The sequence below is a fragment of the Campylobacter geochelonis genome, assembly GCF_013201685.1.
GTDB lineage: Bacteria > Campylobacterota > Campylobacteria > Campylobacterales > Campylobacteraceae > Campylobacter_B > Campylobacter_B geochelonis.
In genome coordinates this window covers 1,804,036-1,829,361 of sequence record NZ_CP053844.1, presented here as the reverse complement: position 1 = coordinate 1,829,361, position 25,326 = coordinate 1,804,036, and the positions used below count along the sequence as shown (strand labels likewise).

The 25,326-nt window shown below is 35.4% G+C and carries 16 protein-coding genes and 1 tRNA gene; 7 read left to right on the top strand and 10 right to left on the bottom strand.

Going from position 1 to position 25,326, the window contains the following annotated elements; translation table 11 throughout:
- Positions 1-419 precede the first annotated feature (419 nt).
- From CGEO_RS08395 to CGEO_RS08355, 9 genes are all read right to left on the bottom strand, one after another.
- A complete protein-coding gene (locus tag CGEO_RS08395; protein WP_172658132.1) occupies positions 420-2,300 on the bottom strand; it encodes a hypothetical protein in 1,881 nt (626 codons plus the stop codon).
- Between the two features lie 161 nt (positions 2,301-2,461).
- Positions 2,462-2,668 carry a hypothetical protein gene (locus tag CGEO_RS08390; RefSeq protein ID WP_075540241.1) on the bottom strand — a complete coding sequence of 69 codons (207 nt, stop codon included), beginning with the start codon at positions 2,666-2,668 and terminating at the stop codon, positions 2,462-2,464.
- A gap of 163 nt (positions 2,669-2,831) precedes the next feature.
- Positions 2,832-4,190 (bottom strand): hypothetical protein, encoded by a 1,359-nt coding sequence (locus tag CGEO_RS08385; protein WP_075540242.1) that lies wholly within the window; start codon positions 4,188-4,190, stop codon positions 2,832-2,834.
- 117 nt (positions 4,191-4,307) lie between these two features.
- A complete protein-coding gene (locus CGEO_RS08380) occupies positions 4,308-5,546 on the bottom strand; it encodes a tyrosine-type recombinase/integrase (protein ID WP_075540243.1) in 1,239 nt (412 codons plus the stop codon).
- Positions 5,547-5,782: 236 nt separating this feature from the next.
- Positions 5,783-5,858 (bottom strand) — tRNA-Phe (locus tag CGEO_RS08375).
- 573 nt (positions 5,859-6,431) lie between these two features.
- Positions 6,432-7,625: a UDP-N-acetylmuramoyl-L-alanine--D-glutamate ligase gene (gene murD, locus CGEO_RS08370; RefSeq protein WP_075493206.1), complete on the bottom strand. Its 1,194-nt coding sequence runs from the start codon at positions 7,623-7,625 to the stop codon at positions 6,432-6,434.
- A 10-nt stretch (positions 7,626-7,635) separates the two neighbouring features.
- Entirely contained in the window at positions 7,636-8,700 is a 1,065-nt protein-coding gene (gene mraY, locus CGEO_RS08365) for a phospho-N-acetylmuramoyl-pentapeptide-transferase (RefSeq protein ID WP_075493207.1), read from the bottom strand.
- Positions 8,701-9,523: 823 nt separating this feature from the next.
- Positions 9,524-9,937, bottom strand: a complete 414-nt coding sequence (locus CGEO_RS08360; protein WP_075493208.1) for an outer membrane protein assembly factor BamE — start codon at positions 9,935-9,937, stop codon at positions 9,524-9,526.
- A gap of 50 nt (positions 9,938-9,987) precedes the next feature.
- Positions 9,988-16,827 (bottom strand): YadA-like family protein, encoded by a 6,840-nt coding sequence (locus CGEO_RS08355; RefSeq protein ID WP_075540244.1) that lies wholly within the window; start codon positions 16,825-16,827, stop codon positions 9,988-9,990.
- A gap of 121 nt (positions 16,828-16,948) precedes the next feature.
- Between CGEO_RS08355 and gpmI the strand changes: the two genes are divergently transcribed.
- Positions 16,949-18,412 (top strand): 2,3-bisphosphoglycerate-independent phosphoglycerate mutase, encoded by a 1,464-nt coding sequence (gene gpmI / locus CGEO_RS08350; protein WP_075494583.1) that lies wholly within the window; start codon positions 16,949-16,951, stop codon positions 18,410-18,412.
- Positions 18,413-18,439: 27 nt separating this feature from the next.
- On the opposite strand, the gene CGEO_RS08345 is transcribed toward gpmI, so the two are convergent.
- Positions 18,440-19,279, bottom strand: a complete 840-nt coding sequence (locus tag CGEO_RS08345) for a hypothetical protein (protein ID WP_075540245.1) — start codon at positions 19,277-19,279, stop codon at positions 18,440-18,442.
- Between the two features lie 180 nt (positions 19,280-19,459).
- Here CGEO_RS08345 and CGEO_RS08340 point away from each other — a divergent pair, with 180 nt between their 5' ends.
- The 6 genes from CGEO_RS08340 (at position 19,460) to CGEO_RS08315 (ending at position 24,435) form a co-directional block, all read left to right on the top strand.
- The gene (locus CGEO_RS08340; RefSeq protein WP_075494581.1) at positions 19,460-20,407 is read left to right on the top strand and encodes an AEC family transporter; all 948 of its coding nucleotides are present in this window, start codon (positions 19,460-19,462) and stop codon (positions 20,405-20,407) included.
- 39 nt (positions 20,408-20,446) lie between these two features.
- Positions 20,447-21,190, top strand: coding sequence for a 3-oxoacyl-ACP reductase FabG (gene fabG / locus CGEO_RS08335; protein ID WP_075540246.1), 744 nt, complete (start codon positions 20,447-20,449; stop codon positions 21,188-21,190).
- Between the two features lie 214 nt (positions 21,191-21,404).
- Positions 21,405-21,632: an acyl carrier protein gene (gene acpP, locus CGEO_RS08330; protein ID WP_075494579.1), complete on the top strand. Its 228-nt coding sequence runs from the start codon at positions 21,405-21,407 to the stop codon at positions 21,630-21,632.
- Positions 21,633-21,657: 25 nt separating this feature from the next.
- Entirely contained in the window at positions 21,658-22,872 is a 1,215-nt protein-coding gene (locus tag CGEO_RS08325; RefSeq protein ID WP_075540247.1) for a beta-ketoacyl-ACP synthase II, read from the top strand.
- Positions 22,873-22,875: 3 nt separating this feature from the next.
- Positions 22,876-23,814, top strand: coding sequence for an acetyl-CoA carboxylase carboxyl transferase subunit alpha (accA, locus tag CGEO_RS08320; protein ID WP_075494577.1), 939 nt, complete (start codon positions 22,876-22,878; stop codon positions 23,812-23,814).
- A 315-nt stretch (positions 23,815-24,129) separates the two neighbouring features.
- Complete coding sequence (locus tag CGEO_RS08315; RefSeq protein WP_075494576.1) at positions 24,130-24,435, top strand: c-type cytochrome; 306 nt, start codon at positions 24,130-24,132, stop codon at positions 24,433-24,435.
- The last annotated feature ends 891 nt before the right edge of the window (positions 24,436-25,326 follow it).

Below are 25,326 nucleotides of genomic sequence, written 5' to 3'. Positions count from 1 at the left end.
GGTCATAAATCCGTGAAACTTAAACAAAAAACGACTTAATTTTAAGTTGTTTAAGGTTTTAAGCTTAAATTCGTATAATCTATATACCTTTTAAAACTGACATTATTATAACGTAAAATTTTTATTTTTCCAAATTTACAGAAAAGTAAAATAATTTATTGAATGAATAAATATATAAATGCAATAAAAAGGAGTAAGTATTTTATGGACATAGCTAGGGGGCTGGAAATGAGTCACTCGTGTTATTCGCGCTTCGCGCGCAAACTCTCGCTCTCATTTCTGAGCCGCCCCCTAACCACCCCAACAGTTGCGACCAGCCGCAACTGCTTTTATTATAAACTTATAATAATATATCAAGTGGTGGGGGTTGAAACACTGTCTAGCCCCCATTCTAGCGGGGGGACAAGCAGTTGATAATTTTACATTTTAAAACCAAAACCCTTTGAATTTTGATTGTTTTTTAGTTGTTGTTGGCGTTTTTTTTCGATTTCGGCTTTGACTGTTGGCGAATTCAAGATTGATTTTGCGTCAATCCAGCTAGGAATGAGGTCGTAAGCGTCTTTCAACAAATTTAGGTCTACATCTTTATTTTTCAGACTTTCAATTTTTTCGACACAGTCTTTATTTAGTTGTTCGAGATGAGCATAGTGTTCGCGTTGGGCGCCAGCTTCCCTCAATTGCTCTCGAACCCCCGCCACGTGGGCTTTTAATGTCATTTTTTGGGAGTGAATTTCCACAATTTTTACCCTGTTTTTTAATTTTTCGTTTTCAGTTTCGAGTTCAGTTGAATTTTGAGGGAGTGAATTTGATTTTAACTCCTTGTTTTGGGCTTTTAACTCGCTGTTTTCGTTTAATAAATTCAAAGTTGAAATTTTATACATTGAGTTTTCGGACGCAAGTTTATCGACTTTGGCTTTTAAAATTTCATCGTTTTTATTCGATTTCTCGACTTTTTGGGCTTTGAGGTCGTGGATTTCATCTAAAAGCTCGTTTTTTGCTCGTTTATGCTCTTTTGAGATTCGAGATAACAACCCCGAAACCCCCTGAGCCACTGCACCCAAAATGAATATTGAGTTCCAGAGGCTCGATTTTAGGGCGTGTTCAAGGGGGTTATCGTTCCATTTTTTTTGGGAAAATTCGTCTCCCAACGTCATCAGAACGTTAGTTTTAATTGCTTCAATATCCGTTATTTTGGATACAAATTTATCGAGTTCTTTCTCGCTCAAGCCCAATATATCGACGTTTGAAAGCATTTCGAGTTTTGAATTTAGAGTGTCTGAAACTTTAGTATAATAGTGGTAATCAACCCCCTCTTTTTTCATTTCATTAATAGCCGTCTTGAAACTGCCCCAAATAGCCGATTTTAGGACGTTTTGAGCCTTATTTGACGTTATGTTTTCGATTTTTTGTTCGAATTTATCGTGTTTTTCGGTTGCTTCTTCGAGTTCTTGTTTTTTGATTTTATCTTGAATTTCAGTTTTTTTGAGTTTCAACTGCTCAATTTTGCCTTTTATCCGCTCAATGTGGGCTTTATACAGGTCGGAGTTACCAACACTGCAACCGTAGGCAAACAAATTTCTCCAATTTTTATCATTTTCAGTTAATTCATATTCGATTTTTGATAACTCTTCTTTATAATTATGCAGAATTTTTGGGCGATTTTGTAGTCGTTTTAATTCTGTTTTTAGGGCTTTAATCTCGTTTTCAAGGGGCTTTAAAGCTTGTTTCATACGTTTGTATTCTCTGTGTTCTAAACGTTTATTTTTCGAGCCGATTTCGCCCCGTTCGAGTCCGAGAATTTCGGCAACTTCGGTCTGAATTTCAGACATTAGTTTTCGATTTCGATAATTTTTTCTTGCTAAATTTCTGCCATTTTCATCTAATACAAAAAAGCAGATGTGGGCGTGCAAATTTGGGATAAATTCACCGTTTTCATAATGCCCCTCGTCCCTGTGAATTGCCATTTGAATGGGGGTATAGCCTAGTTTTTTTGAAACTAAATCTGCAACTTTTTCGACATCTTTGAGGGTGTTTTTGCTCGATAAATTTAGAACACACTCCCAAAAAATGTTTTCATCTTTCCCTTGAAATTTTTGATTAAATTTTGCTTCATAGTTTGAAATTGCATTTTTTTTGAGCTGGTTCGCCTTTTTTCGGGCTTCGGTGGCGGTTAAATCGCAGTCGTTTAAGGGCGTAAATTCAGTAAAAACAGTTTTTGATTGAAATCCCTCTCTTGCATTATGCCAAAAAGCTGAAAACAGCATTTGCTTAAAATTTATGGATGATTTTGGTTTACTCATTTTTGACTCCTTTCTTTTGCCTTTTTATGCCCCTTGTGGGCTAAAAGGCGATAGGTAGGTTTATCGTACTGCGTCCCGTAGGGCGCTTAGTACGCCCATTAAGCACCCTGTGGGGGCGCGATGGGGTTTGTTTTTGCCCCACAAGGGGGCAAAAAAACGATTCAGTAGGATTCATCATTTTGGCTGTTTTTTGGCTGAATTTCGGTGATTTTTTGGCTAAATTTTAGTGTAATTTCTTCATCGATTTTTTGCATTTTTTGCCTGATTTTTCGGGCTTCAGACTCGAGCTTGATTGCTTCATTTTCGAGATTTGCGAACTTGTTTAGTAGATTAATTAAACCACTTGCACGATAAGTTAAATTTTGCATTTTTGACTCCTTTTTATGTAATTTTACTTACATTAATTATATTAAAAATTTTAGTTAAATCAAAATAAAACCAGCAGTAGAAAAGAAAGCCTACTGGCTCATTGAGCCAGTAGCCCTTAATGCGCCCCATAAAACATCGTTTTATGGGCTTCTTTTTCTATTGCTAACCATTATCATCGAACAAATCGATATTAAAATCATCAAAATTTTTGCGACATTTTTTGGCTTTTTTTAATTCGTCGATTTCTTTTGCCCGCTGGAAATTAGTACATAGTGCAGTTTCAACTTCTGTTTTGGTCAAATATTTAAAATTTGGCATAAATTTTAAAACAACCGTATCAAAATCGTGCTTTAAAATTTCATAAAATTTTCTTGCTTTTTCAAGAGTTTTAAATTCATTAAATTTGGCTTCCAGAGCCGATTCTAGGGCAGTTTGCATATTAGTATTTAGATAGCCATTTAGTTGCAAATTCAAATCAATAAAATACCCTTTTTTGCCGATTTCAATACATTTGGAAACACTGCAATCTATGGTTGAAACATCCCTGATGGTCATTGTCACTAATTGCCGAATGGTTGCTTTTTTGTTAAATTTTCTACCCTTTTTTCTTATTATTTTTATCACTTTAACCCCATTTTTTGGGGTTAGGGGCTTAATTAAAGCGCGATTTATGTGTATTCGTTTACCATTTTTTGTTTTCACTTGTAAATCAATTCTGTTTACGCTTCTAGGCTCGATTTTAGGGGGGTTTGAAGTGGCAGGAGTGAGAAAAATGTCCGATTTTACCACACGGTCAATCACTTTTTTTCGCTCTTTTTTATTTCGTTTTTCGTGTCGAAAGTAGGGTTTAAAATTTTGCTCCAAAATTCTACCAATCGCGGTCCATCTTGTTGAAACTTTTCGCGGTCGATGGCTCAGGAAGTGCGGTATTTTGGTATTTTGAACGCCCGAAACCCGTGCTGTGTTATACTGTTTTTGGTGACTTTCCGAATCTTTGCTCATCGTTTTTGTTAGATATTGAATTTTGAATTTTGTCCCAACTGCTTTCTCATTCTGCCATTTTTCTCTGGCTTTTTGTTCTACGATTTCGTGGCACTTAGCAGGAAAGAAAATAGCCCCGTGCAGGTGTGGAATCCCCGAAAAATGGCGCTCGCACACGTAAATGGTGTGACTCGGAATATGCTTTATATCGGATTTTATGAAATCCGTTAAATTTTGAACGAGCAAATCATAAATTTCCTTGTTATTTTTTGTTCTGAATGTCTGTTTTTTACGATTTTTGGCGTTGATTTCCACCCCAATTTCACTGGCTTTGATACAAAAAGTGATGAAACTTAGCCCCAATTTTGGGAGAAAGTTGGCGTCGGCGTAGGTTTCCTTACAAATTTTGATACCATCTTTATTTTTAAATTCAGTTGAACTTATTTTTGTCATTTCGGTATCGATTGAGTGGTGCAAAAGTTCCGATGGGTTTAGCCAAAGCCCCTCTAAATGGGAGTTTAAAGCGTTGTAGTTAATCATTTTTGCCCCCTGAGAGGACTAAAAAACATAAATATAAATTTATCAAAATATGGTATAATTTTGTCGAAACTAATTGAGAGTCCCACTACAATATATACCTTTCGGGACTCTTTTATTTTATTCCAAAACATCGATTTCTCCCACCTTGCAAATATAGCCCAGCCAAAATTCAAGCACTTTTCGAGTGTCATTTTCATATGTGCTTTTATCGTAGGTGCCGTGTGTCGAGCTTCCTAAGGTGCTTGAAATGTCGTGAAATAGGCACTTCTCGATGGCTAGTCTCGAATTTAAACCTAGCTCTTTTCCGCAAAAACTGCTCAAAACCTTTCTAAATGAATGAAAAACGAACCTTGAACCCTCGTGAAATTCCAGATTTGAATAAGGTCTAAGGGCGTTGCTTAGACTGCCGTCGCTTAGAATTTTGCCCGTGGCACCGGTAAAAAAGAAGTCGTTGTTTGTTTTAAGTGAATTTAGCCAAAGTGCCAATTTGGGGGGGATTCCCAATTTTTCGGCTCTATTTGCTTTTGTTTCGTTTGCTGAAAATTCAAGAAAATAACCGTTTTCATTTTGATGTAACTGGCTTTTTTTCAGCTCTCTTACGTTTTTACTTCGCAGCCCCGTTAAAAGTCCCAAAATAAGGGCATTTCGGACACTTTTTGTGTTGGAATAATTATAGATATATTTAATTAAAGAGCATAAGGCAACTGTATCCTCTGTTGGCAAATAGCCATATTCGCCTTTCGTAATTGCGAAAATTTGGCGAAATTTGACATCTTTTAATGGGTTATCAGATAATAGCCCAGTTGCAACTGAAAATGACAAAATTGAGCGTGCAAGGTTGAACGTTTGCTCAGCCGTATTATATTTTTGTTGTTTGTAATAAGTGTTGCAAATCTCGATAAAATCGGACTTCTTTATTGATTTTAGCGGTTTATTATGAAAAGCCATCAGAGTTTTAAACAGTTTGTCATTTTTTGTAATGGTGCTTTGTTTCAAATTCGAACATAGTTGTATTTTAAATCGCTCATACGCCGATTTTAGAGTGGTTTGCTCGATTTTAGGGGCAACTGTTTTCAAATTTTCAACTGCTCTTATTGCGTTTCTAAATTTTAGTTCTGGAAATTTGCCCAAAAGCGTTAATTTTTTGTCTTTTCCAACAAAATAGAATGTTTTTGTATATTTTTGACCTCTTTTTTTATTTTTTTTAACCCTAATTTGCAAATTTGGGTACAAAATTTCTCGATAAATTTTGTTATAAAATGTAGGAAGCTCGAATAATTCGATAACGACGTCGGGTTGGACTTTGAATCCAGCACGTTCTTTTATTTTTTGGATATCGACAGTACAAATAATCATCATATACCTTTCGTTTTTTATTCTAGGTATAAGTAATTATAAGTGATTTGATTATTTTCTAACTGACTAAAAATTTTTTAGTCAATTTTTTAGTCCTAAATCTTACCAAATTTTGGTCAAATTCAACTTTCTGCATTGACATTGCAAGAATTTAAAAAATTCAAGGACAAAAAACCATTTTAGCGGCTTTAATAAGATTTATGAAAAGCGATGAGATGGGGATATTTTATAGGAAGTGGTGGTTAGAGGCAGAATCGAACTGCCGACACGCAGATTTTCAGTCTGCTGCTCTACCGACTGAGCTATCCAACCACCAAAAAAGTGAAATGTAATTCTATAGCAAATATTCTTAAAAATAGGTTAAATTTAGGATATTTTTGAAATTATTTAAAATTTACTATTTTCTATCTATTACCATGTTGGCTAAAGTATCTTTATGCAAATATTTATTTAAGATATAGGCAAATACCGTTAAGGCGCTATAAATAATATAAAAAGCAAAAGAGATTAACTTTTGGCCAAAACTCAAATAACAAACCATTGTAGCTATAAATGGTGCAAATTATAGCTGTAATTAATCAAGCCTTTAGTTACAAAACCGCAAACCAAATATAAGATTATCAACGAAATTTTAGACTTTCAACTGCTGCTAAATCTAAATTTTAAGATTTTTCTTTTTTAAAAAAGCCTTAAGTATTTTAACAGTAAACAGCTAATTAAGTCTATTTAAAAATCCTAGATTTTGCAAATTTGCTAACTAAGATTTTATAGAGAGTATTTTACAAGGTATTTTACACGTATAAGGCATTTTAAATTTAGCCAAAATTTCACTCAAATTTATAAATTTGTCAAAAACTCTTTAAATTTAGCTCAAATTTAAAAAGATTATAAATTCGCTACAAATTCCTTAAATTTATCTCCACGCTGTGCGTATGAGCTAAACTGATCTAGGCTCGCGCAAGCTGGGCTTAGAAGTGCGACTTCGCCAGAGTTTGCTAAATTTAAGGCGATTTTATTCACTGCAGTTTCTAGCACTTCGCAACGAGTGGCTTTAAAGCCGTATTGGTTAGCTAAAGCCATAAGTTTATCTGTGTTTGAACCGATAGCATAAATTTCTAAATCAAGCCCTAAAAACGAGTCAAAAAGCTCGTGCAAGTCCACGCCTTTATCATCGCCACCTAAAATCAAGCGAATTTTTAACTCTTTATATCTTCTAACGGCTTGGATTGTCGCGTCTAAATTCGTAGCCTTCGTGTCATTTACCCAAAGCCTTGAAAACCTATCGTGAAATTCTTCTATGCGGTTTTTTTCTATCTCAAATTCATTCAAAAGCGCCACATCAGCCTCGCCAACAAGCAGTTTTTGCACGCAAAGCGCCATTAAAGCATCCATTAAAAATGGGATTTTAAATTTCACGTTATCTATATCAATGCCACAAATTTTAGCTAAGTCTGCGTCGTTTTCATAGCTTAAAATTCTCGCGCGAGATGGTGTGTTAGCATAGATTTTAGGCACGATTGCGGTGCAGGTGCTATCCATCATAGAAAGAGGTTTAAGCTTAGCTTTAACATACTCGCTCATATCTCCATGCCAGCTTAAGTGATCTGGCGTAACTGGAAGCAGGGCGTAAATTTTAGGATAGGCGAATTTGGTGTAGTGGATTGTAAATGAGCTGGTCTCTAGTATCCAAATTTTTGCGTTTTTATCTAGTGCGGCTAGCGGAGTCCCAACATTTCCTCCCATAACCGAGCCAAAGTTTTTAAGCAAAAACTGGCTCATCTGCGTGGTTGTAGTCTTGCCATTAGTCCCACTTATCCAGACTTTTGTAGGCGATGTGTTTCTAAAAAAGTCGTATTCGCTTATGAGATTTTTAGCTTCTTTTGCTAGCCTGTGAGTGCGTGGAAAGCCTGGGCTTGGGATTTCAAGTTCGCTTTTTTGCGCATCAAATTCACTTGGAGGTAAAAGTGAGTTTCCAAAGTCATCTTTTGCCATGCTTTTAAATTTATCATCATATATGCTCCAACCGCCGCTTTTTGCGATGGCTTTTGTTGTCAAACCATATCCAAACAAACTTCTCATTTTCTAGCCTTTATCTTAATTTTAAAGATGTTAAAGCGATGATATTAACTATCAAAGCAATTATCCAAAAACGCACTATTATCTTGTTTTCAACCCAACCTTTAAGCTCAAAATGGTGATGAATAGGCGCCATTAAAAATATCCGTTTTTTAAAAATTTTAAAGCTTCCAACTTGCAAAATCACAGAGAGCGTTTCCATAACAAAGACAAATCCGATGATGATAAGCAAAAGTTCATTTTTGCTTATAACGCCACAGTATCCGATAAACGCACCAACGCTCAAGCTCCCGCTATCGCCCATAAAAACTTCAGCCGGATAGCAGTTATACCACAAAAATCCAAGCATAGAGCCAACTAGCGCACCACAGATTATACACACTTCGCCGATACCTACAACTTTTGGCAAGAGTAGATACTGGCTTAAAACAGCATGCCCGCTAAGATATAAAAAAACGCCAAGAGTAGAGAGTGAAAATACCGATGGAATGGTAGCTAAGCCATCAAGCCCATCGGTTAAATTTACTGCATTTGAACTAGCTGTGATAACCAAAGTCCAAAAAACTATGGCTAAAAAAGACATATTAAAAATAGGATGTTTGTAAAAAGGTAGATAAAAGTTGCTATCTAAATTTGTAAAAGTATAAAGAACGATAGCGATAAGCAAAGAAAACGAAATTTGATAGCCAAATTTGACTCTAGCGCTCATCCCATCGTGGTTCTTGCCACAGGTGATTTTCGCGTAGTCATCTTTAAAGCCGATATATCCAAAGCCAAGTAAAATCAAAAGCCCAGTAAGAACGAAGATGTTTGTTAAATTTGCACTTAAAAGTGTCGCAACAACAGCACTTAGAGCAAAGACGATTCCGCCCATTGTGGGTGTTGAGTTTTTACACTGATGAGTTTTGGGTGCGAGTTCGTAGATAGGCTGGTTTGCCTTTTTTTCTTTCGCCCAAGTTATAAATTTAGGCATAAAATATACGGAAAAAATAAACGATAAAAAAAACGCCAAGCCCGTCCTAACGGTGATGTAGCTAAAGATATTTATACCAAAAGTTTCATATAAAAAATAAAACATAAAAATTCGCCTTTAAAATCTAAAATGGCAATTTTACAACAATATTGCTTAAATGTGCTTATATTTATAACTATGGCGCTTTTGTTTTGACTAAATTTGACTAGCTTTAAACCTAAATTTGAGCTTATATTTATCTGGCTTTAGTTTAAACTTTGGATTAGTAAATTTAGTATTTTAAAAGGGAATTTGGCTGGCTGTTTTATGAGATGTTATTTATTTTATTTATAATTTTAGTGAAAATATAATAATTTTTTTATAAATTTTTATAAGTGAAATCGCTTACTTTATGGCACGTAAAGCAACTAAACTTTTATAAACTGCTTCTACATATGCCAAATGCAACTGTTATCTTTGATAAGACTATAGGCTATATTTAGCGGTGTGGGCGATGAGCGTGGCAGTAGGATAGATAAACTAAGTCTTTACCGACTCAAAAAATCTATAGTAGCGTGCTGTGTAGCCGACATAGATAATAAGCTAAGCCTTTGTCAGCTTCATTTAAAGAGTAGTTTATACAAAATCATCTGATTTGGCTTTTGTATTTGTTAAAACTGTGATTGTTTTTGCTGTTGTATCTAAATTTGTTAAATTTATCTAATTTATATGTCATAAGCAAATTTTACTTTTTGTAGCATAAATTTATACTAAAGATGACTTATCAAAATACGTTAGAATCTAGCTTTTAAGCTTAATTGTCGTTGGATTTATTATACTAAGTGTTGTTTAAAATCGCATAGCCTAAACTCTTGATAGAAATGCCTAAGCTATGCGAAGTTAAAAGTAAAAAAGCTGTAAAAAAAGCAAATTTAAAACGCCAAGCTCGTTATAGAGCTTGAGCGTTGGCTAGTTTTTCACACTCAACGCTTTTCCAAAAAAAGCTTTGAGCTATGTAGTCTTTATCAAACACGACTTTATACTGACACTGTTTTACACCATCTTTAGTTCTAAAGTTAAACAAATAGTCCCACTCGCGCACGCCAAGTAGCCCAGCTGGATAGTGTGGATGTCCGATAAGTAAGCGAATGTTGTCCTTATCCATACCGGCTTTTATCTTTTTTAAGTCGTTTATCCTCGGGAATGCGCCACGCTCTATCCACGCATCATCAAATTCTGGAAATTTCACTTCATCGGCGCTTAAAATGCCATTATCTGGAACATTATCACTTGTTTTTGTTACACAACCTTGAAGCGCAAACATTAAAATCACAGCCGAAATTATAATCAATCTTTTTTTCATTTATTATCCTTTTTTTATAGGGGCGGTTTTGCCCCTACGTTAAATTTATCCTAGAAATGGAAGTTTATAGATGCGCCTGTGCCGATGTTTCGCTGTGAGTCATATGACGCACCTGCTTTAAAGACCCATTTGCCATCATCAGACATCTTTGACACACCCACAGATACAGCACTTTGTCCTTGATATGAGCCACCGCCCACACCAAACATACCTTTACCAGGGATTGTTGCTTGACCTAAACTTCCTAAAGCGATAGCAGAAGCTGTTCCAGCTCTAGCTTCGTCTTGATACTCGCCGATTTGGTTATATACGTTTTGAAGTCCAGCGTTTAGTTGGTTTAGATTAACCGCGTCGGTGCCGTAAACTCCGGCAGCTACGTTGCTTATGGTTCGTTCTTTTCCAGCTGAGCCAACTGATACTGTGTTAGCTCTGCCGCCATCGTTTGAACCAGCTCCAAGTGCGACTGAGTTTTTGCCACTTGATGTTGCGTTTGTGCCAAGTGCGACTGAGTTGTTGTTGGTTGTTTTTGCTCCCATACCAACTGCTAAGCTATCATCGCCTTTGGCTGTTGGCGCGGTTTTTACGCTAACTGGATTTGTAGCCACTGCGGTTGATGAAGTGCCGATTTGGTTTTTAACCTCTTGTAGTTGAGAGTAGTTAACTGCGTCGTTTGGTTTTTCTCCATCTGCTAAGCCTGTTATCTTTTTGTTGCCTTTTCCATCATTGTTTAATTTTATACCGCCATTATCCAAGACGATGCCAGCGGTTGTAGTAAGACTAGCAATCTCTGTTATGTTTTTAGCAAGGGATACTTTGATCTTTTTGCCATCGTTGGTAACTTTTATGTTCTTACTATCGCCATTAATTGTTACAGTATCTCCCATAGCTATGTTTTCTGTTGTACTACTGTCAGTTTGGATATTAAAGCCTGCATTGACTTTGTTTTCTAAATTGGTAATGTTAGTGTTGGCAGTAGCGCTTATAGAAGCTATAGCTAAATTTGTAGCGTAAAGCTGAGAGCCATTTATCGCATCTGTTGAAGAGGCTGAAATACGACCAGCTGCTACATTTGTTATAGTTCGCTCTTTGCCACTGCTACCAACGCTTACTGTTGAAACTGGGTTTGCTCCTGCAAAATTATAAGTCTTACCGTTAATTGTCACACTTTTTGTTGCAACTGCTTTTTCAACAGTCGAACCATTTCCTAAGACAACTGAACCTTCAACTTCGTTTGTTACACCGCTTCCTAAAACAAAGGCATCGTTTGCTTTTATAGTGTTGTTATTACCTATAGCATAAGAACCTGTTCCACTCACTTCATTTGGATCTCCAAATGCGCCTGAATTTTTACCACTTACTTTATTGCCAGTTCCTATGCTTATAGAATTTTCAGCTGTAGCTTGTGCGCCTGTTCCGATAGCGATAGCGTTTGAATTTTCCGCTAAAAGTTTATTCAATTCATCTGTTGCTTTTTTAATTTTATCATTTTGCTCTCTTAATTTAGCAGAATAATCAGCCGCAGTTTTGTCAAGTCCATTTATAGCTATCTTTGCAGCAACTATTTCGTTATTGTAACCATTTACAATATTTTCATCGTATGCACCAGCTATAGCGCCTTTTCCAAATGCTATAGTTAAATTTCCTTTGGCGGTTGCATTTTTACCTATAGATATAGCTTCGTTAGCACTCAATCTATTTGTTGTAAATCCTCTTCCGGCAAATTCTCCTATAGCAATGTTGCTACTTCCAACAACATTACTACCAGCATATCTACCAATAGCAGTACTGTTTGAACCAGTTACGCCAAATCCTGCCGAAGTACCAAACGCAGAGTTTCTATCTCCTATCACATCAAGACCAGCTGAAGCACCAAACGCAGAGTTGTTTCCACCAACTACACCTTGTCCAGCGCTACCTCCAACCGCAGTGTTATCTGTGCCTTGCACTCCTTGTTTTCTAGAACTTAAGTTAGAACCAGCACCATAACCTATGGCAACATTTCTTTGTCCAAGAATCATACCAATACCAGCATTTGTTCCTATAGATACGCTATCATTTCCACTTAGAAGGTTTGAACCTGCACCAACACCGATAGCTATATGATTTCCACTTGTTACAGTGCCTTTTGTGTTGACATTTACTCCAGCATTAACACCTATAGCCAAGTTATTAGCTGACTTTACAAGATTTCCGGTACCAAAGCCTAAAGCAATATTTTTTCCATCTTTCACTTCTCCTTTTTCACTTAAGGATAATCCAGAAGCTATTCCAGAAGCAAAACCTATAGCTGTGTTATAGTTAGCAGTTACTGCAGAACCAGAAGCAAAACCTATAGCAGTGTTATAGTTACCTTTTACTTTTTTAGTTTCATCAAGAATGGTTTCATTACCATTAGTAATTACTGCTTTTCCATCAGGATTAAGCTTAATATCTATCCCAGCATATACACCTAAAGCAATATTACCATCTCCCTCAGTATATACACCTGCTTGATAACCTGAAGCGAAGTTCATGTTGCCCTTAGTGTTTTTTCCAGCTTGGAAACCTTGAGCTATATTTGAACCTCCAGTTGTTAAAATACCAGCTTCATTACCCAATGCTAAGTTGTTATTACCTGTTGTGCTTGCACCTGCATTATATCCAAGCGATGTATTTCTAAAGCCATTTACTTTATAGCCAGCTATTGAACCTACAAAGGTATTTGAATTCCCTATAGCTTCTTGTCCAGCACTATCTCCTATAGCTACGCTATATCCAGTGCGCGTTTGTTTGTTTGTTACATCAACAACACTTGAATCTGATTTAAATCCAGCATGGTCGCCTATATATGTGTTGTTATTACCTTTTGCTTGACTTCCAGCATATCCACCAAAATAATTATTATATTTTCCTTCTTCCGATTTATAGCCGGCGTTGCTACCTACTGCTACACTATAATCCCCATTAACCATAGCCGCAGACCCTATAGCAATAGCTCCCTCACCTGTTGCTCCATTGTTATCATAATTTTTATCTTTTTCTGTTGCGCCTTCTTTTATACTAACATAGTGTATTTTGCTACTTTCTACGGCTGTGGATATAGATGTATTTAAAGCTTTAAGTTGTGCCACGTTTACCGCGTCTGTATCGTTAAATCCAGCTGCTACGCCTGTGATTTGTCTAGTTATAGTTCCATCTGCTTTACCGATTGAAACTGCACTATGAGTTGATTTCCAAGTTGCTGATTCGTATGTTGAAGCTTTTTTAGTTGCTACATCGTATCCAACTACTCCTTTATCTACCGAAGCGACTGAACCGCTACCAAGAGCAACGCCATCAGCTACAGTTACATTTGTTTTGTTACCAAGCGCGACTGCACCACTAACAGAGTCTCCATCTGTAAATTTACCCAAAGCATCTTTAGTTCCGCCTAATACTACGTTGTTTCCTAAGACAAATACATTTTCAGATGTTTTTCCTATAGCGTTGTTGTTACCAACTGAGTATGAGTTAGCCGCATTTATGATACTTGGATCTCCAAATGCGCCTGAGTTTGCTCCGCTTACGATGTTGCCAGTTCCTATTGAAATAGCGTTTTTAGCAGTTGCTTGTGCTCCTGTTCCTATGGCTATAGTATTTTCAGCACCAAGTTTTACATCTGTTCCTATGCCGATAGAATTCTTTAAGCTTTCTGATAAATTTCCGTTATCTTTTTTACTATTAAATCCGATTATGACATTATTTTCTGCTCTAGCAGTTTCAGTCCCTGCTAAATTATAGTTATTTCCTAATACAAAGTTATTATCAGCATTTGTAATTTTATTATTTGTTCCAATTGATACTAAACGATTTACATCATTTGCTGTATTTTCAAAACCATTTATATAGTTAAATGTACTATATCCTGGATAAATACCATCTTTATTAAATTTTAAATTTTTTGTGCTACCTTTACCATTTAATATATTTCCAACACCTTGAACTTGAGAAAATAGTGCTGAGTCGGACTTGTTTGATCCGCCCATAACAAGAACTGAACCAAGTTTTTCACTTTGAGCATATTTCATCAGTTTATCTTGTAAGTCTTTAGCTGATGATGCACTGGTTAAGTCGTCTATAGGTGGGTTATTATCAACATCTAAATATGAATTTGTTATCTCATTTGCTGTTCCTATTATAACAGAAGCATTACTTAAGTGAGTTTTGTTTACAAATCCTACTATGCTATTTCCTATACCTGAATATTTTTTATTTTCATTGCGATTTTCAATACTATTTAATGATCCTGAGATTGTTGCGCCTAGCCCTTGACCTGCGATACTTAGATTATATAGTCTATTTATCAAACTACTTGTTGGTTTTTGATCAAGTTTTGATATAGATGAATACGAACCATTAATCGAAGCAAACATTCCACTGTTAAATGAATTTGCACCAACTGTTGTAGTTCCTATAGAATTTTGAATATCTTCTATCCTTTTTCCTGTATAATCTGCATCTCCGATTAAACCTCTATAATCTCTTTGTCCTATATCAACAGCTCCAGCTCTTGTTATTGTTCCATATCCTATGGCAACTCCAGCTATTTGCTCTTTTCCAAATGACAACATTTTATCTTCACTTTCAGGCATTAGTCTTGCATATGCTCCTCTTCCTATAGCAACTCCACCTTTACTTGCACTTCCTGATATCGCTACTGCTTTTTCATTAGCGACTGAACTATTTCCTATTGCTATTGAATCTAAACCTATTGCATTTGAAGCATTTCCTATCGCCACTGAATTTTCTTCTAACGCTTTTGCTTCTTTTCCTAGAGCCGTTGCGTTCTCTTTTAACGCTTTTGCTCCATTTCCTAAAGCTGTTGCACTTTCTGAATCAGCCAATGAATTATTTCCTATTGCGACTGCATATTTAGCTCCAGTTGTAGCTAAAGCCCCTAAAGCTATTGCTCTTTCTGAATTTGCATCTAATGTAGTTATTTCTTTTCTAGCTGCATCTATAATATCATTTTGCTCTTTTAGCTTTGTTTTATAATCAGTTGCTTTTCTATCTAATTTGCTTATTGCAGTTTGAGCTGCTTTTATTTTATTTACTTCTGCAGTATATAAAGTATCTGTTGCTTTATCGTATGTTTTTGCATTAGCACCAATTGCTATCGAATAAGTCCCTCTTGCTCCATCATTTTCATAATTAGAGTTGTTTGTTGTACCATTTACGCCTACAAATCTTGTTTGTGCTGCTTTTAACTGACCGACATTTACAGCATCTGTATCTTTACTACCTGCTGCTACTCCTATTATTTGTCTTGTACTGCTATCTGTTCCAATAGCAAAGGCTGCATTTCGAGATGTAAAAACTTCAGTAGATCTAAGCCATGTAGATGCTTTTCCACTTCCATCATATCCTATTTCTCCTTTTTCTCTATTTGCAAGTGAGCCTGAACCAAGAGCAATTCCACCTTCTACAAGCGCTCTTGTATTAGTTCCTAAAGCAAGTGTATCTACTGCTTGTGTTCTTGCATTAACTCCTAAGGCAAGTGCATTTTTATTTGTGGCATAAATTTCTTTTAGTTTAGTGTTTGCCGCTTTTATTATTGCATCTTGTTCTGCCTTTTTATCTTTATAATCAGCTGTAGTTTTATCTAAGCTCTCTATCGCTTTTTGAGCATCTGCTATTATTTTATTTTGAGTTGTGTATTCTTTCTCATCTGCTTGCGAACCTATTTTAGCAGCATATCCATTTGCTAGTGAGTTATCTCCTAAAGCATTAGCACTAACTCCTATTGCTACTGAATTTAATCCTTTAGCTCCATCGTTATTAACATTTCCTCCACTTGCTGAGTTTACACTTACAAATTTTGTTTGCGCTGCTTTTAGTTGAGCCACATTTACTGCATCATTATCTTTTGTTCCTGCGCTTAGCTGAGTAATTTGTCTGCTTCCAACATCAACAGCTCCTTGTCTTGATGTCCAAATACCTGAAGCTTTTTGAGCATCTGTTAATTTCTTGCTTGGATCATATCCAACTTGACCTTTTCCTACACTCGAAACCGAATTAAAACCAAGAGCTACTCCACCTTCTACTTCACTTCTTGCACTTGTTCCTATTGCTACAGTATTTGCACTAGCTTTATAGATATTTTTTAACTCATCATTTGCTGTCTTTTTTACCGCTTCTAACTCTGCTTTTTTAGTAGCATAATCAGCTGCATTTTTATCTAAAGCTGCAATAGCTGCATTTGTATCTGTTATAATCTTATTTTGTTTATTGATATTTGCTGTATCTGCAATTTTACCAGTTCTTGCACCAGAACCAAGTGCTATAGAATTAGTTCCGTTAATAACCGAGTTTCTACCTATAGAAATCGTGTCAGTTGTTTGAACTCCAGTACCAGCATTCTCTCCTATGGCAATATTATAAGAACTAGTTACATTTTTTCCTGCATTTCTACCTATGGCGGTATTGTTTGAACCACCAACGTTTTGACCGGCATTTTCTCCTATAGCGTTGTTATAATTACCGCTAACAGATTGACCTGAATTTGCACCTATTGCAGTATTTTTAGCTCCAGTTGTATCATTTCCTGCACCTGTTACTATGCCTACATTGTTTCTATTCAATGCTATTTGTTTATTTGTAGTGGTGTTCATCCCTGTTGTTGTTCCATCACTATAAAAACCGTCTGCATAAGTAGTAGCTGGCAAAGTCGATATGCCAAGAGCTAGTGCTGCTACAAAAGATAGCGACTTAAGCGAGCTAAGTGTGCTGCTAAACGATGTTTTAAGTGTTTGGACAAATCCCAAACCAACTGCTACAGAGCCTTTGCTCATCTTAGAGCGTCCACTTGAACTCTCTGAAACGGCAACCCAGCCAACGCCCTCTTTATAGATATGTTTATAAGCTTTATTCATAATTGACCCCTCATTATATTAAAAACAATGTTATTATAATAATATAAACTTTAAATTTACTTTATTTTGCTATAAATATTTACACATTATTTAAAATTTTTATATTTAAAGAGAAACTTTCATGAAACAAAAGACAATTTTAGTGATAACAGATGGCATAGGATATAACCCAAGTGATAAATTTAACGCTTTTGCAGCAGCAAAAAAGCCAACTTATGAGTGGCTTTTTAAAAATACTCCAAACTCACTTTTACGCACTAGTGGACTTGCTGTGGGCTTGCCTGATGGACAGATGGGAAATAGCGAAGTAGGGCATATGTGTATAGGAAGTGGGCGAGTGCTTTATCAAAATTTAGTTAAAATCGATAAAGCCATAGAAAGCGGTGAGTTAGTAAAAAACGATAAGTTAAAAGAGCTTTTTAAAAAGTGTAAAACTATCCATGTTATCGGACTTTATAGCGATGGTGGTGTGCATTCGCATTTACGGCACTTTGACGCGGTTTGTGATATCGCACAAAATGCAGGTTGCAAGGTTTACGCTCATGCGATAACTGATGGGCGTGATGTAAGTCCAACGAGTGGAGCTAAATTTATCAAAGATTTGGAAGCTAAATTTAGCGTTGCGACTGTGTGCGGAAGATTTTATGCGATGGATAGAGATAAACGGTGGGAGCGAGTCAAAGTAGCATATGATGTGATAAAAAATGGCGAAAACAGAACCGGCTTAAAACCAAGCGAATATGTAGAACAAAGTTATGCTAAAGATATAACCGATGAGTTTATCAAACCTGCTAGTTTTGGCGAGTTTAGCGGGATAAAAAAAGATGATGGCGTTGTTTTTATAAATTTTAGAAACGATAGAGCAAGGGAGCTTGTATCTGCGTTATCGGTGAGTGAATTTGATGGATTTGAGCGCGATGAAGTGGTAGAGAATTTAGTAACGATGACAAACTACGATGATAAATTTAGCTTTGATGTGTTGTTTGCAAATGACGATATAAAGGAGACTTTAAGTGATATTGTAAGCAAGGCTGGGCTAACTCAGCTTCATACTGCCGAGACTGAAAAATACGCTCATGTAACATTCTTTTTTAACGGTGGAAAAGAGGAGCCAAAACTAAATGAAACAAGAGTTTTAATCCCAAGCCCAAAGGTCAAAACATACGATGAAATGCCACAAATGAGTGCTTATGAAGTGTGCGATGCGGTTATAAAGGGCGTTGAGTTTGGGCATGACTTTATCGTAGTAAATTTTGCAAATGGCGATATGGTCGGGCATACGGGCAACTTTGATGCGGCGGTTAGGGCTGTTGAGGCGGTTGATGAGTGCTTGAGCAGGATTATAAAAGTAGCAAAAGAAAATAACTACGCTTATATACAAATCAGCGATCATGGAAACTGCGAAGCTATGCAAAGCGAGAGCGAAGGAATGCTTACAAATCACACGACTTTTGATGTTTTTTGCTTTGTTATGGCTGATGGCGTTAGCAAAGTCGCAAATGGCGGACTTAGTAATGTCGCACCAAGCGTTTTAAAGCTCATGGGGCTAGAAATCCCAGAAATTATGGATAAGCCACTGTTTTAGTGGCTTAAATTTTAAATTTAGCAGCTGCTAATCGTTGTATTCTTTATATAATATTTCAAAATGTAAATTTATGGTTTCTGTAATGTATTTTTTTGCCTCTAAAAGATTGACATTTTGATTAAAAATATAAATTGCTTTTTTGTGTATATCATCAATTGGCAATAGTTGTTTTGCTCTTTTCCCCATATTAGCAATGCTTTTTTCAACAGTAGCTATATCTTTTTTTACGATATTAATATTTTTCTCTAAAGGAATAATCTCATTGTCTAAATTTTTTAAATTTAACTCTCTTTGTTCTTCAAATTTATGATTTTTTATAACAATTTCATCGTTTTGTTCTAATGTTTGGGCTTGGTTATTACTATTTTTAACCACTAAAATATCTGGTATAAAAGGATTTTTTATATTTTTAATTTCATCTTTTTTTGATTTTAGTTTGTTTAATCTTGCTATCGAAGCATCTATTTGAATACTAGCAGAACCTAGTTTTGACATGTAGTCCTTAAGGGTATAAAATTTTTCTACTCTATTTATTTCCACATCTATAAAATCTTTTATAGCTTCTAAAGAATCTTTGTCTAATTTATTATAAAAATGATGACAATATCCAAGATATACTAAAATAGTCGAAGATGTTAAAAATATTATAAGTGTTGTCATTAATGATGTGTCTGTAGATTCGCCAATAAATGGCAAAGTAAAATTAAAAATTATTATAATAATGACAATTTTAACTAGTCGTGATATAATATTTCTAGAAAAAATGTTATAACTGAATTTGGCGACAAAGTATATTGTGGATAAATAACACGTTATGATTAAAACAATTTTGATAATTACGGTTAAGTAATCATAAAGACTTGGCATAATAGCTCCTACTATAGTTTTATTAATAAGAAAGTATAATATCAAAAAAAAATAATTCAAGCTTATAACACTTTCTAAAACAACACTTATAAAATAATTTTAAATATTTTATATTTTTGATTTTAAGTCTAAATTTGATAAATTTAGACAAAATTTGTCAAATTCAGGAGTCTAAAATAAATGGCTGGCTTTTTAGCACTATTTAACAGCATTGTTCCGCTGTATCTTTGTATACTTTTAGGGCTTTTTAGCACCGCAGTTTTAAAATGCGACCGCGAAACTGTCGCTAAAATCTTGCTTTTCATACTCTCGCCTTTAGTCGTGTTTAACTCGGCGATGAGTGTTGAGTTTAGCTTTGCGATTTTTGCGATTCCTATTTTTTCATATATTATGGGAGTTGTTATTTCGTTGTCTTGTTTGCCGTTTTTTAGGCGTATTTTTAGAGATAACACGGCAAATTTGCTAGCTTTTAGCGTAGGAAGTGGAAACTCGGCAAATTTAGGTATTCCGATTGCACTTTTGCTTTTAAGCGATGAACTGGTTGAAATTTTTATTTTTAGCACGATTGGCGCGGTGATGTATCAAAACACGGTTGGCTACTACATCACAGCAAAAGAAAGTTATGGCATAAAACAAACACTTATAAAAGTCGCACTCTTACCCGTTCTTTACGCACTCTTGCTTGGGCTAGCGTTAAATTATTTTGGTGTGAAAATGCCACCAAATTTAGCTGAAGTTTTTGTCTATGTTAAAGGTACTTTGGCGTTTTTGGGTATGATGATGGTTGGCATGGGGCTTGAAAATATCAGAGCTGAACGTGGGTTTGATACTAAATTTATCGCTCTTGCAAGCTTTGTTAAATTTATCATCTGGCCGGTTTTAACGCTGATTTTTATAGTGCTTGATGTTAAATTTTTCCATATTTTTACACAAGATTTATATATTATTTTATATATTTTAGCTATCGTTCCACTAGCAGGAAACTGCGTAACTATCGCAGCTTTGCTCGGTGTGCAACCTGCAAAAATGTCTATGGCGGTTTTTGTAACTACGGTTATATCATTATTTAGCATTCCGCTTATGCTTTATCTTTATAGGGGCTTTGAAGGAGTTTTGTTTAAATTTTAAATGTTATAATGGCGCTTGATTTTAATTTAAGGAAAAAGAATGAAATTTAGTGGAAAAAATGTCTTAGTAACTGGTGCTAGTCGTGGTATCGGTGCTGAAATTTGCCGAGTTTTGGCTGGATATGGGCTAAAAGTTTGGATAAATTACCGCTCAAAACCAGAAATCGCCGACGCTTTGATGAAGGAAATTATAGCAAATGGCGGTGAGGCAGCTGTTGTGAAGTTTGATGCGACAAATGAGGCTGAGTTTATAGAAGCTATAAATTTAATCGTTCAAAGCGATGGCGAGCTAAGTTATTTAGTAAACAACGCTGGAATCACAAACGACAAACTTGCTTTAAGAATGAAGCTTGAGGACTTTACAAACGTGATTGATGCGAACCTTACTTCAGCATTTATCGGCTCAAGAGAAGCGCTTAAAGTGATGAGTAAAAAACGCTTTGGTGCGGTTGTAAATGTCGCTTCTATAGTCGGTGAAATGGGAAATGCAGGGCAAGTAAACTACTCAGCAAGTAAAGGTGGTATGATAGCGATGAGTAAGAGTTTTGCTAAGGAAGCAGCTAGTAGAAATGTGCGATTTAACTGCGTAACTCCGGGCTTTATCGCTACAGATATGACTGAAGTTTTAAGCGAAGAAGTTAAAAAAAGTTACACCGATGCAGTCGCTCTAAAACGTTTTGGAACGCCAAATGATGTAGCGCAAGGCGTTGCGTTTTTGCTAAGTGACGCATCTTCATACATAACTGGAGATGTGCTTAAAATCAACGGTGGATTATATATGTAGGTTTGGTGATTTAGCTAAGGTAGCTAAATTTAAGGTATTTTAGTCTGGTTTTGCGATTTTGTTTATAGTTTATTTTGTTTTGTGCATTTTATTTAAATTTACTTTTGCCCAAAATTTTGGCTTAAATTTTATGATATAATGGCGAACAACTTTTAACTTAAATAAAAGTTTAAATATTGTAAAATAACAGACATTTTATATAAGGAGTGCTGAAATGGCAGTTTTTGAAGACGTAAGAGATGTAGTTGTAGAACAACTTAGTGTAAGCCCAGATGCGGTTAAGTTGGAGTCTAAAATTATTGAAGATTTAGGTGCTGATTCTCTTGATGTTGTTGAGCTTATAATGGCTTTAGAAGAGAAATTTGAGATTGAAATTCCAGATAGTGATGCAGAGAAACTAATAAGCATCAACGATGTTGTAAGTTATATCGAAAAACTATAATTGTAGTTTTATTTAAGGAGATATTTTGAAGAGAGTCGTAGTAACTGGCATGGGTATGATAAATGCGCTTGGACTTGATAAAGAGAGTTCTTTTAAAGAAATTTGTGCAGGAAAGACCGGTGTCGATAGGATTACGCTGTTTGATGTGGAGGATTTTCCGGTTCAAATAGCAGCAGAGGTTAAAAACTTTGACCCACTTAGCGTCATTGAAGATGGTAAAGAGGTTAAAAAGATGGATAGATTTATCCAACTAGGATTAAAAGCTGCTGCAGAAGCTATGGGTGATGCTAAATTTGGCGAATTTGATGCTGATGAATTTGGTGTAAGTTCAGCTGCTGGTATTGGCGGACTTCCAAATATTGAGAAAAATTCAAATGTTTGTGTAGCCAGAGGCCCTAGAAAAATATCTCCTTTCTTTATACCTTCATCGCTTGTAAATATGCTTGGTGGAATGGTTTCTATAGCTCATGGCTTAAAAGGACCAAATTTATCGAGCGTTACAGCATGTGCTGCCTCAACTCACGCAATCTGCGAGGCTGCAAAGTGTATAATGATAGGCGAAAGCAAAAAGATGTTAGTCGTAGGAGCAGAGTCTGCTATATGCGCTGTTGGCGTTGGTGGGTTTGCTGCTATGAAGGCATTATCAGATAGAAATGATGATCCAGCGACTGCTTCAAGACCATTTGATAAAGGTAGAGATGGCTTTGTTATGGGCGAAGGAGCTGCGGCGTTAGTGTTAGAAGAGTATGAAGATGCTAAGGCTAGGGGAGCTAGAATTTATGCAGAGATTATAGGATTTGGCGAGAGTGGAGATGCTTATCATATAACATCGCCAACACTTGATGGTCCAACAAGAGCTATGAAAAAAGCTTTAGCTATGGCTGAAAATCCTAAGATTGACTATATAAATGCTCACGGAACATCTACATCGGTAAATGATAGAAATGAAACAAATGCACTAAAAGAGGTGTTTGGTGATAAAACGCCACCAGTTAGTTCTACAAAGGGTCAAACTGGGCATTGTTTAGGTGCGGCTGGTGCCATTGAGGCTGTTGTCTCTATAATGGCTATGCAAGATGGAATTATGCCACCAACGATAAATCAGATAGAAAAAGATGAAGAGTGTGATTTAGACTATGTGCCAAACGTTGCTAGAAAAGCGGATTTAAATATCGTAATGAGTAACTCTTTTGGTTTTGGTGGAACAAATGGTTCTGTAATATTTAAGAAATTGGATTAAGACATGGCTAGCTATTTGGATTTTGAAAAGGGAATTAAACAGATTGATGAGGAAATTTCAAGCGCTAAAATCAGAGGTGATGAAGATGCGGTTGAAATTTTAGTAAAAAATTTAGAAAAAGAAGTTAGTAAAACTTATAAAAATCTTTCAGAATACCAAAGATTACAGCTTGCTAGACATCCAGATCGTCCTTATACGCTTGATTATATCAGAGCTTTACTTAGCGATGGATATGAAATTCACGGCGATAGAGCGTTTGCTGATGATCCGGCGATACTTTGTTATATAGGTTATATAGGCGATAAAAAAGTCGTTGTTATAGGCGAACAAAAAGGTCGCGGAACAAAATATAAGCTAAAAAGAAATTTTGGTATGCCAAACCCTGAAGGCTATAGAAAAGCCTTAAGAGTTGCTAAAATGGCTGAAAAATTCTCTCTTCCTATACTGTTTTTAATCGACACTCCAGGTGCTTATCCTGGAATAGGCGCTGAAGAGAGGGGACAAAGCGAAGCCATAGCTAGAAATCTTTATGAGTTAAGCACTTTAAGAACTCCAATAATATCTATAGTTATAGGTGAGGGCGGAAGTGGCGGTGCTTTAGCTATCGGTGTTGCTGATAAACTTGCCATGATGCAAAACTCTGTTTTTTCGGTTATCTCGCCAGAGGGCTGTGCGGCGATACTTTGGAATGATCCTACAAAAAGTGAACTTGCGACAAAAGCGATGAAAATCACAGCAGGCGAACTTAAAGAACACAATCTAATCGATGATGTTATAAACGAGCCTAAAATGGGAGCGCATCGTGATAAAGATGGTGCTGCTAAAGAGCTTGGTGAGTATTTTTTGAACAATCTTGAAGAGTTGGAAAAACTAAGCATAGATGAGCTTTTAGAAAAAAGAATGGAAAAAATTCTAAAAATCGGTGCTTTTAAAGAAAAATAAACACTATTTATAGCAGATAAAAACTACTAAATTTATATCATCAAGATATAGAATCTAAAATAATGATATGCTTGTATTATCATTTTAGATTTTTTTCTTTACAAAAGATTAATTATTTGTGTGTATAATTATGGTTTGTGTGTGTAATTTGGATTTTATACTGCTATAAAAAAGCGGTTGGAAATTTAAAATACGCTTTATTTACGTTTATATTGATATGATAAAATAAACGTAGATTGCAGTTTTTGGAGAGAAGTTTAAGCCATTTTTGGGCTTTTAATTAAAATTTAAATTATCTATTATAAGAGGTGAAAAATGAAAAAACTTTTAGTTGTTTCTACTTTTGTTGCGTTAGCATGTACTAGCGTGTTTGCGGCTGATGGTGCTACCATCTATAAAAAATGTATAGCATGTCATGGTGCTAAAGCTGAGAAAGTTTATCTTAACAAAATCCCAGCACTTAACACATTAGAAGCTGCAACAATGGTTGAAGATATGAAAAAATACAAAGCTGGCGAGCGTAATGAGTTCAAAATGGGCGCTATTATGAAAGGTCAGATGGCGACATTGAGTGAAGATGATATGAAAGCAGTAGCTGAGTATATCCAAACTTTAAAATAGTCTTTATATTGATAAACAGGGGTTGATTTCCCCTGTTTAGCCTATTTCTTATTCATAAACTATAACTTTTTCTTAATTTTAATAATCAAAGTTGCAATATTTAAATTTATATGCTTGTTAAATTAGTTTTTAAATTTATCCATTAAGATTAATTAAATTTAACTTTTGAATTTTTAAACTGCTTTTAAAAGCCTTTTTATAGGCTTTATAGCATTTATCGCAAATAACCAAAGTAGCCTAAAGTGGCAAATTTAACATCTTTGTCTTTTACAAAATCAACTTTATTTTACTATCGCCATGTTTTAATTATCGAGTAAATTACAACTTTTAGCGCGTTTGTTTTAGATTTGCGGTAATGTCTTTGCTATGCAAACATATGAAAATGGTAAATTTATGAAATTTTACTTCAGTATAATGGTTGTTTAGAATATAAAAATGATTAATTTAATTATAAAAATTTAGCTTTTAATTTGACATTTTTCAAACTTTATTATTTGATGGTTTTGTTAAATCGGCGAAATTAAATTTATTACCAGTTTTGTTAAATAAATTTGGCTAATACTAAGTAAATTTGCTCTTTAACTCTTGCTATTTTACTTGTTGAGTGAGTTAATATTTCTGCTTATACTTTTAGCAGACTAAAGAGTCTAAGGCTTGTTGTATTATGCGCAAAACAAGCGTCCAGAAGAGACTATAGTAGAAACTTTAAAAGTCTAAGGCCTGTTATTTTTGTGTATATAAATTTGAAGCGCTTTTAGTGGCTAAAACCGCCACCGCCGCACGAGTTGTTTTATATATAAATTTTAAATCAAACTACTAGCGCAAATTTATAAATTCAAAACTATTTTATCAAATTCTAAATCAACTATAAATTTTAACACTTTCATTATA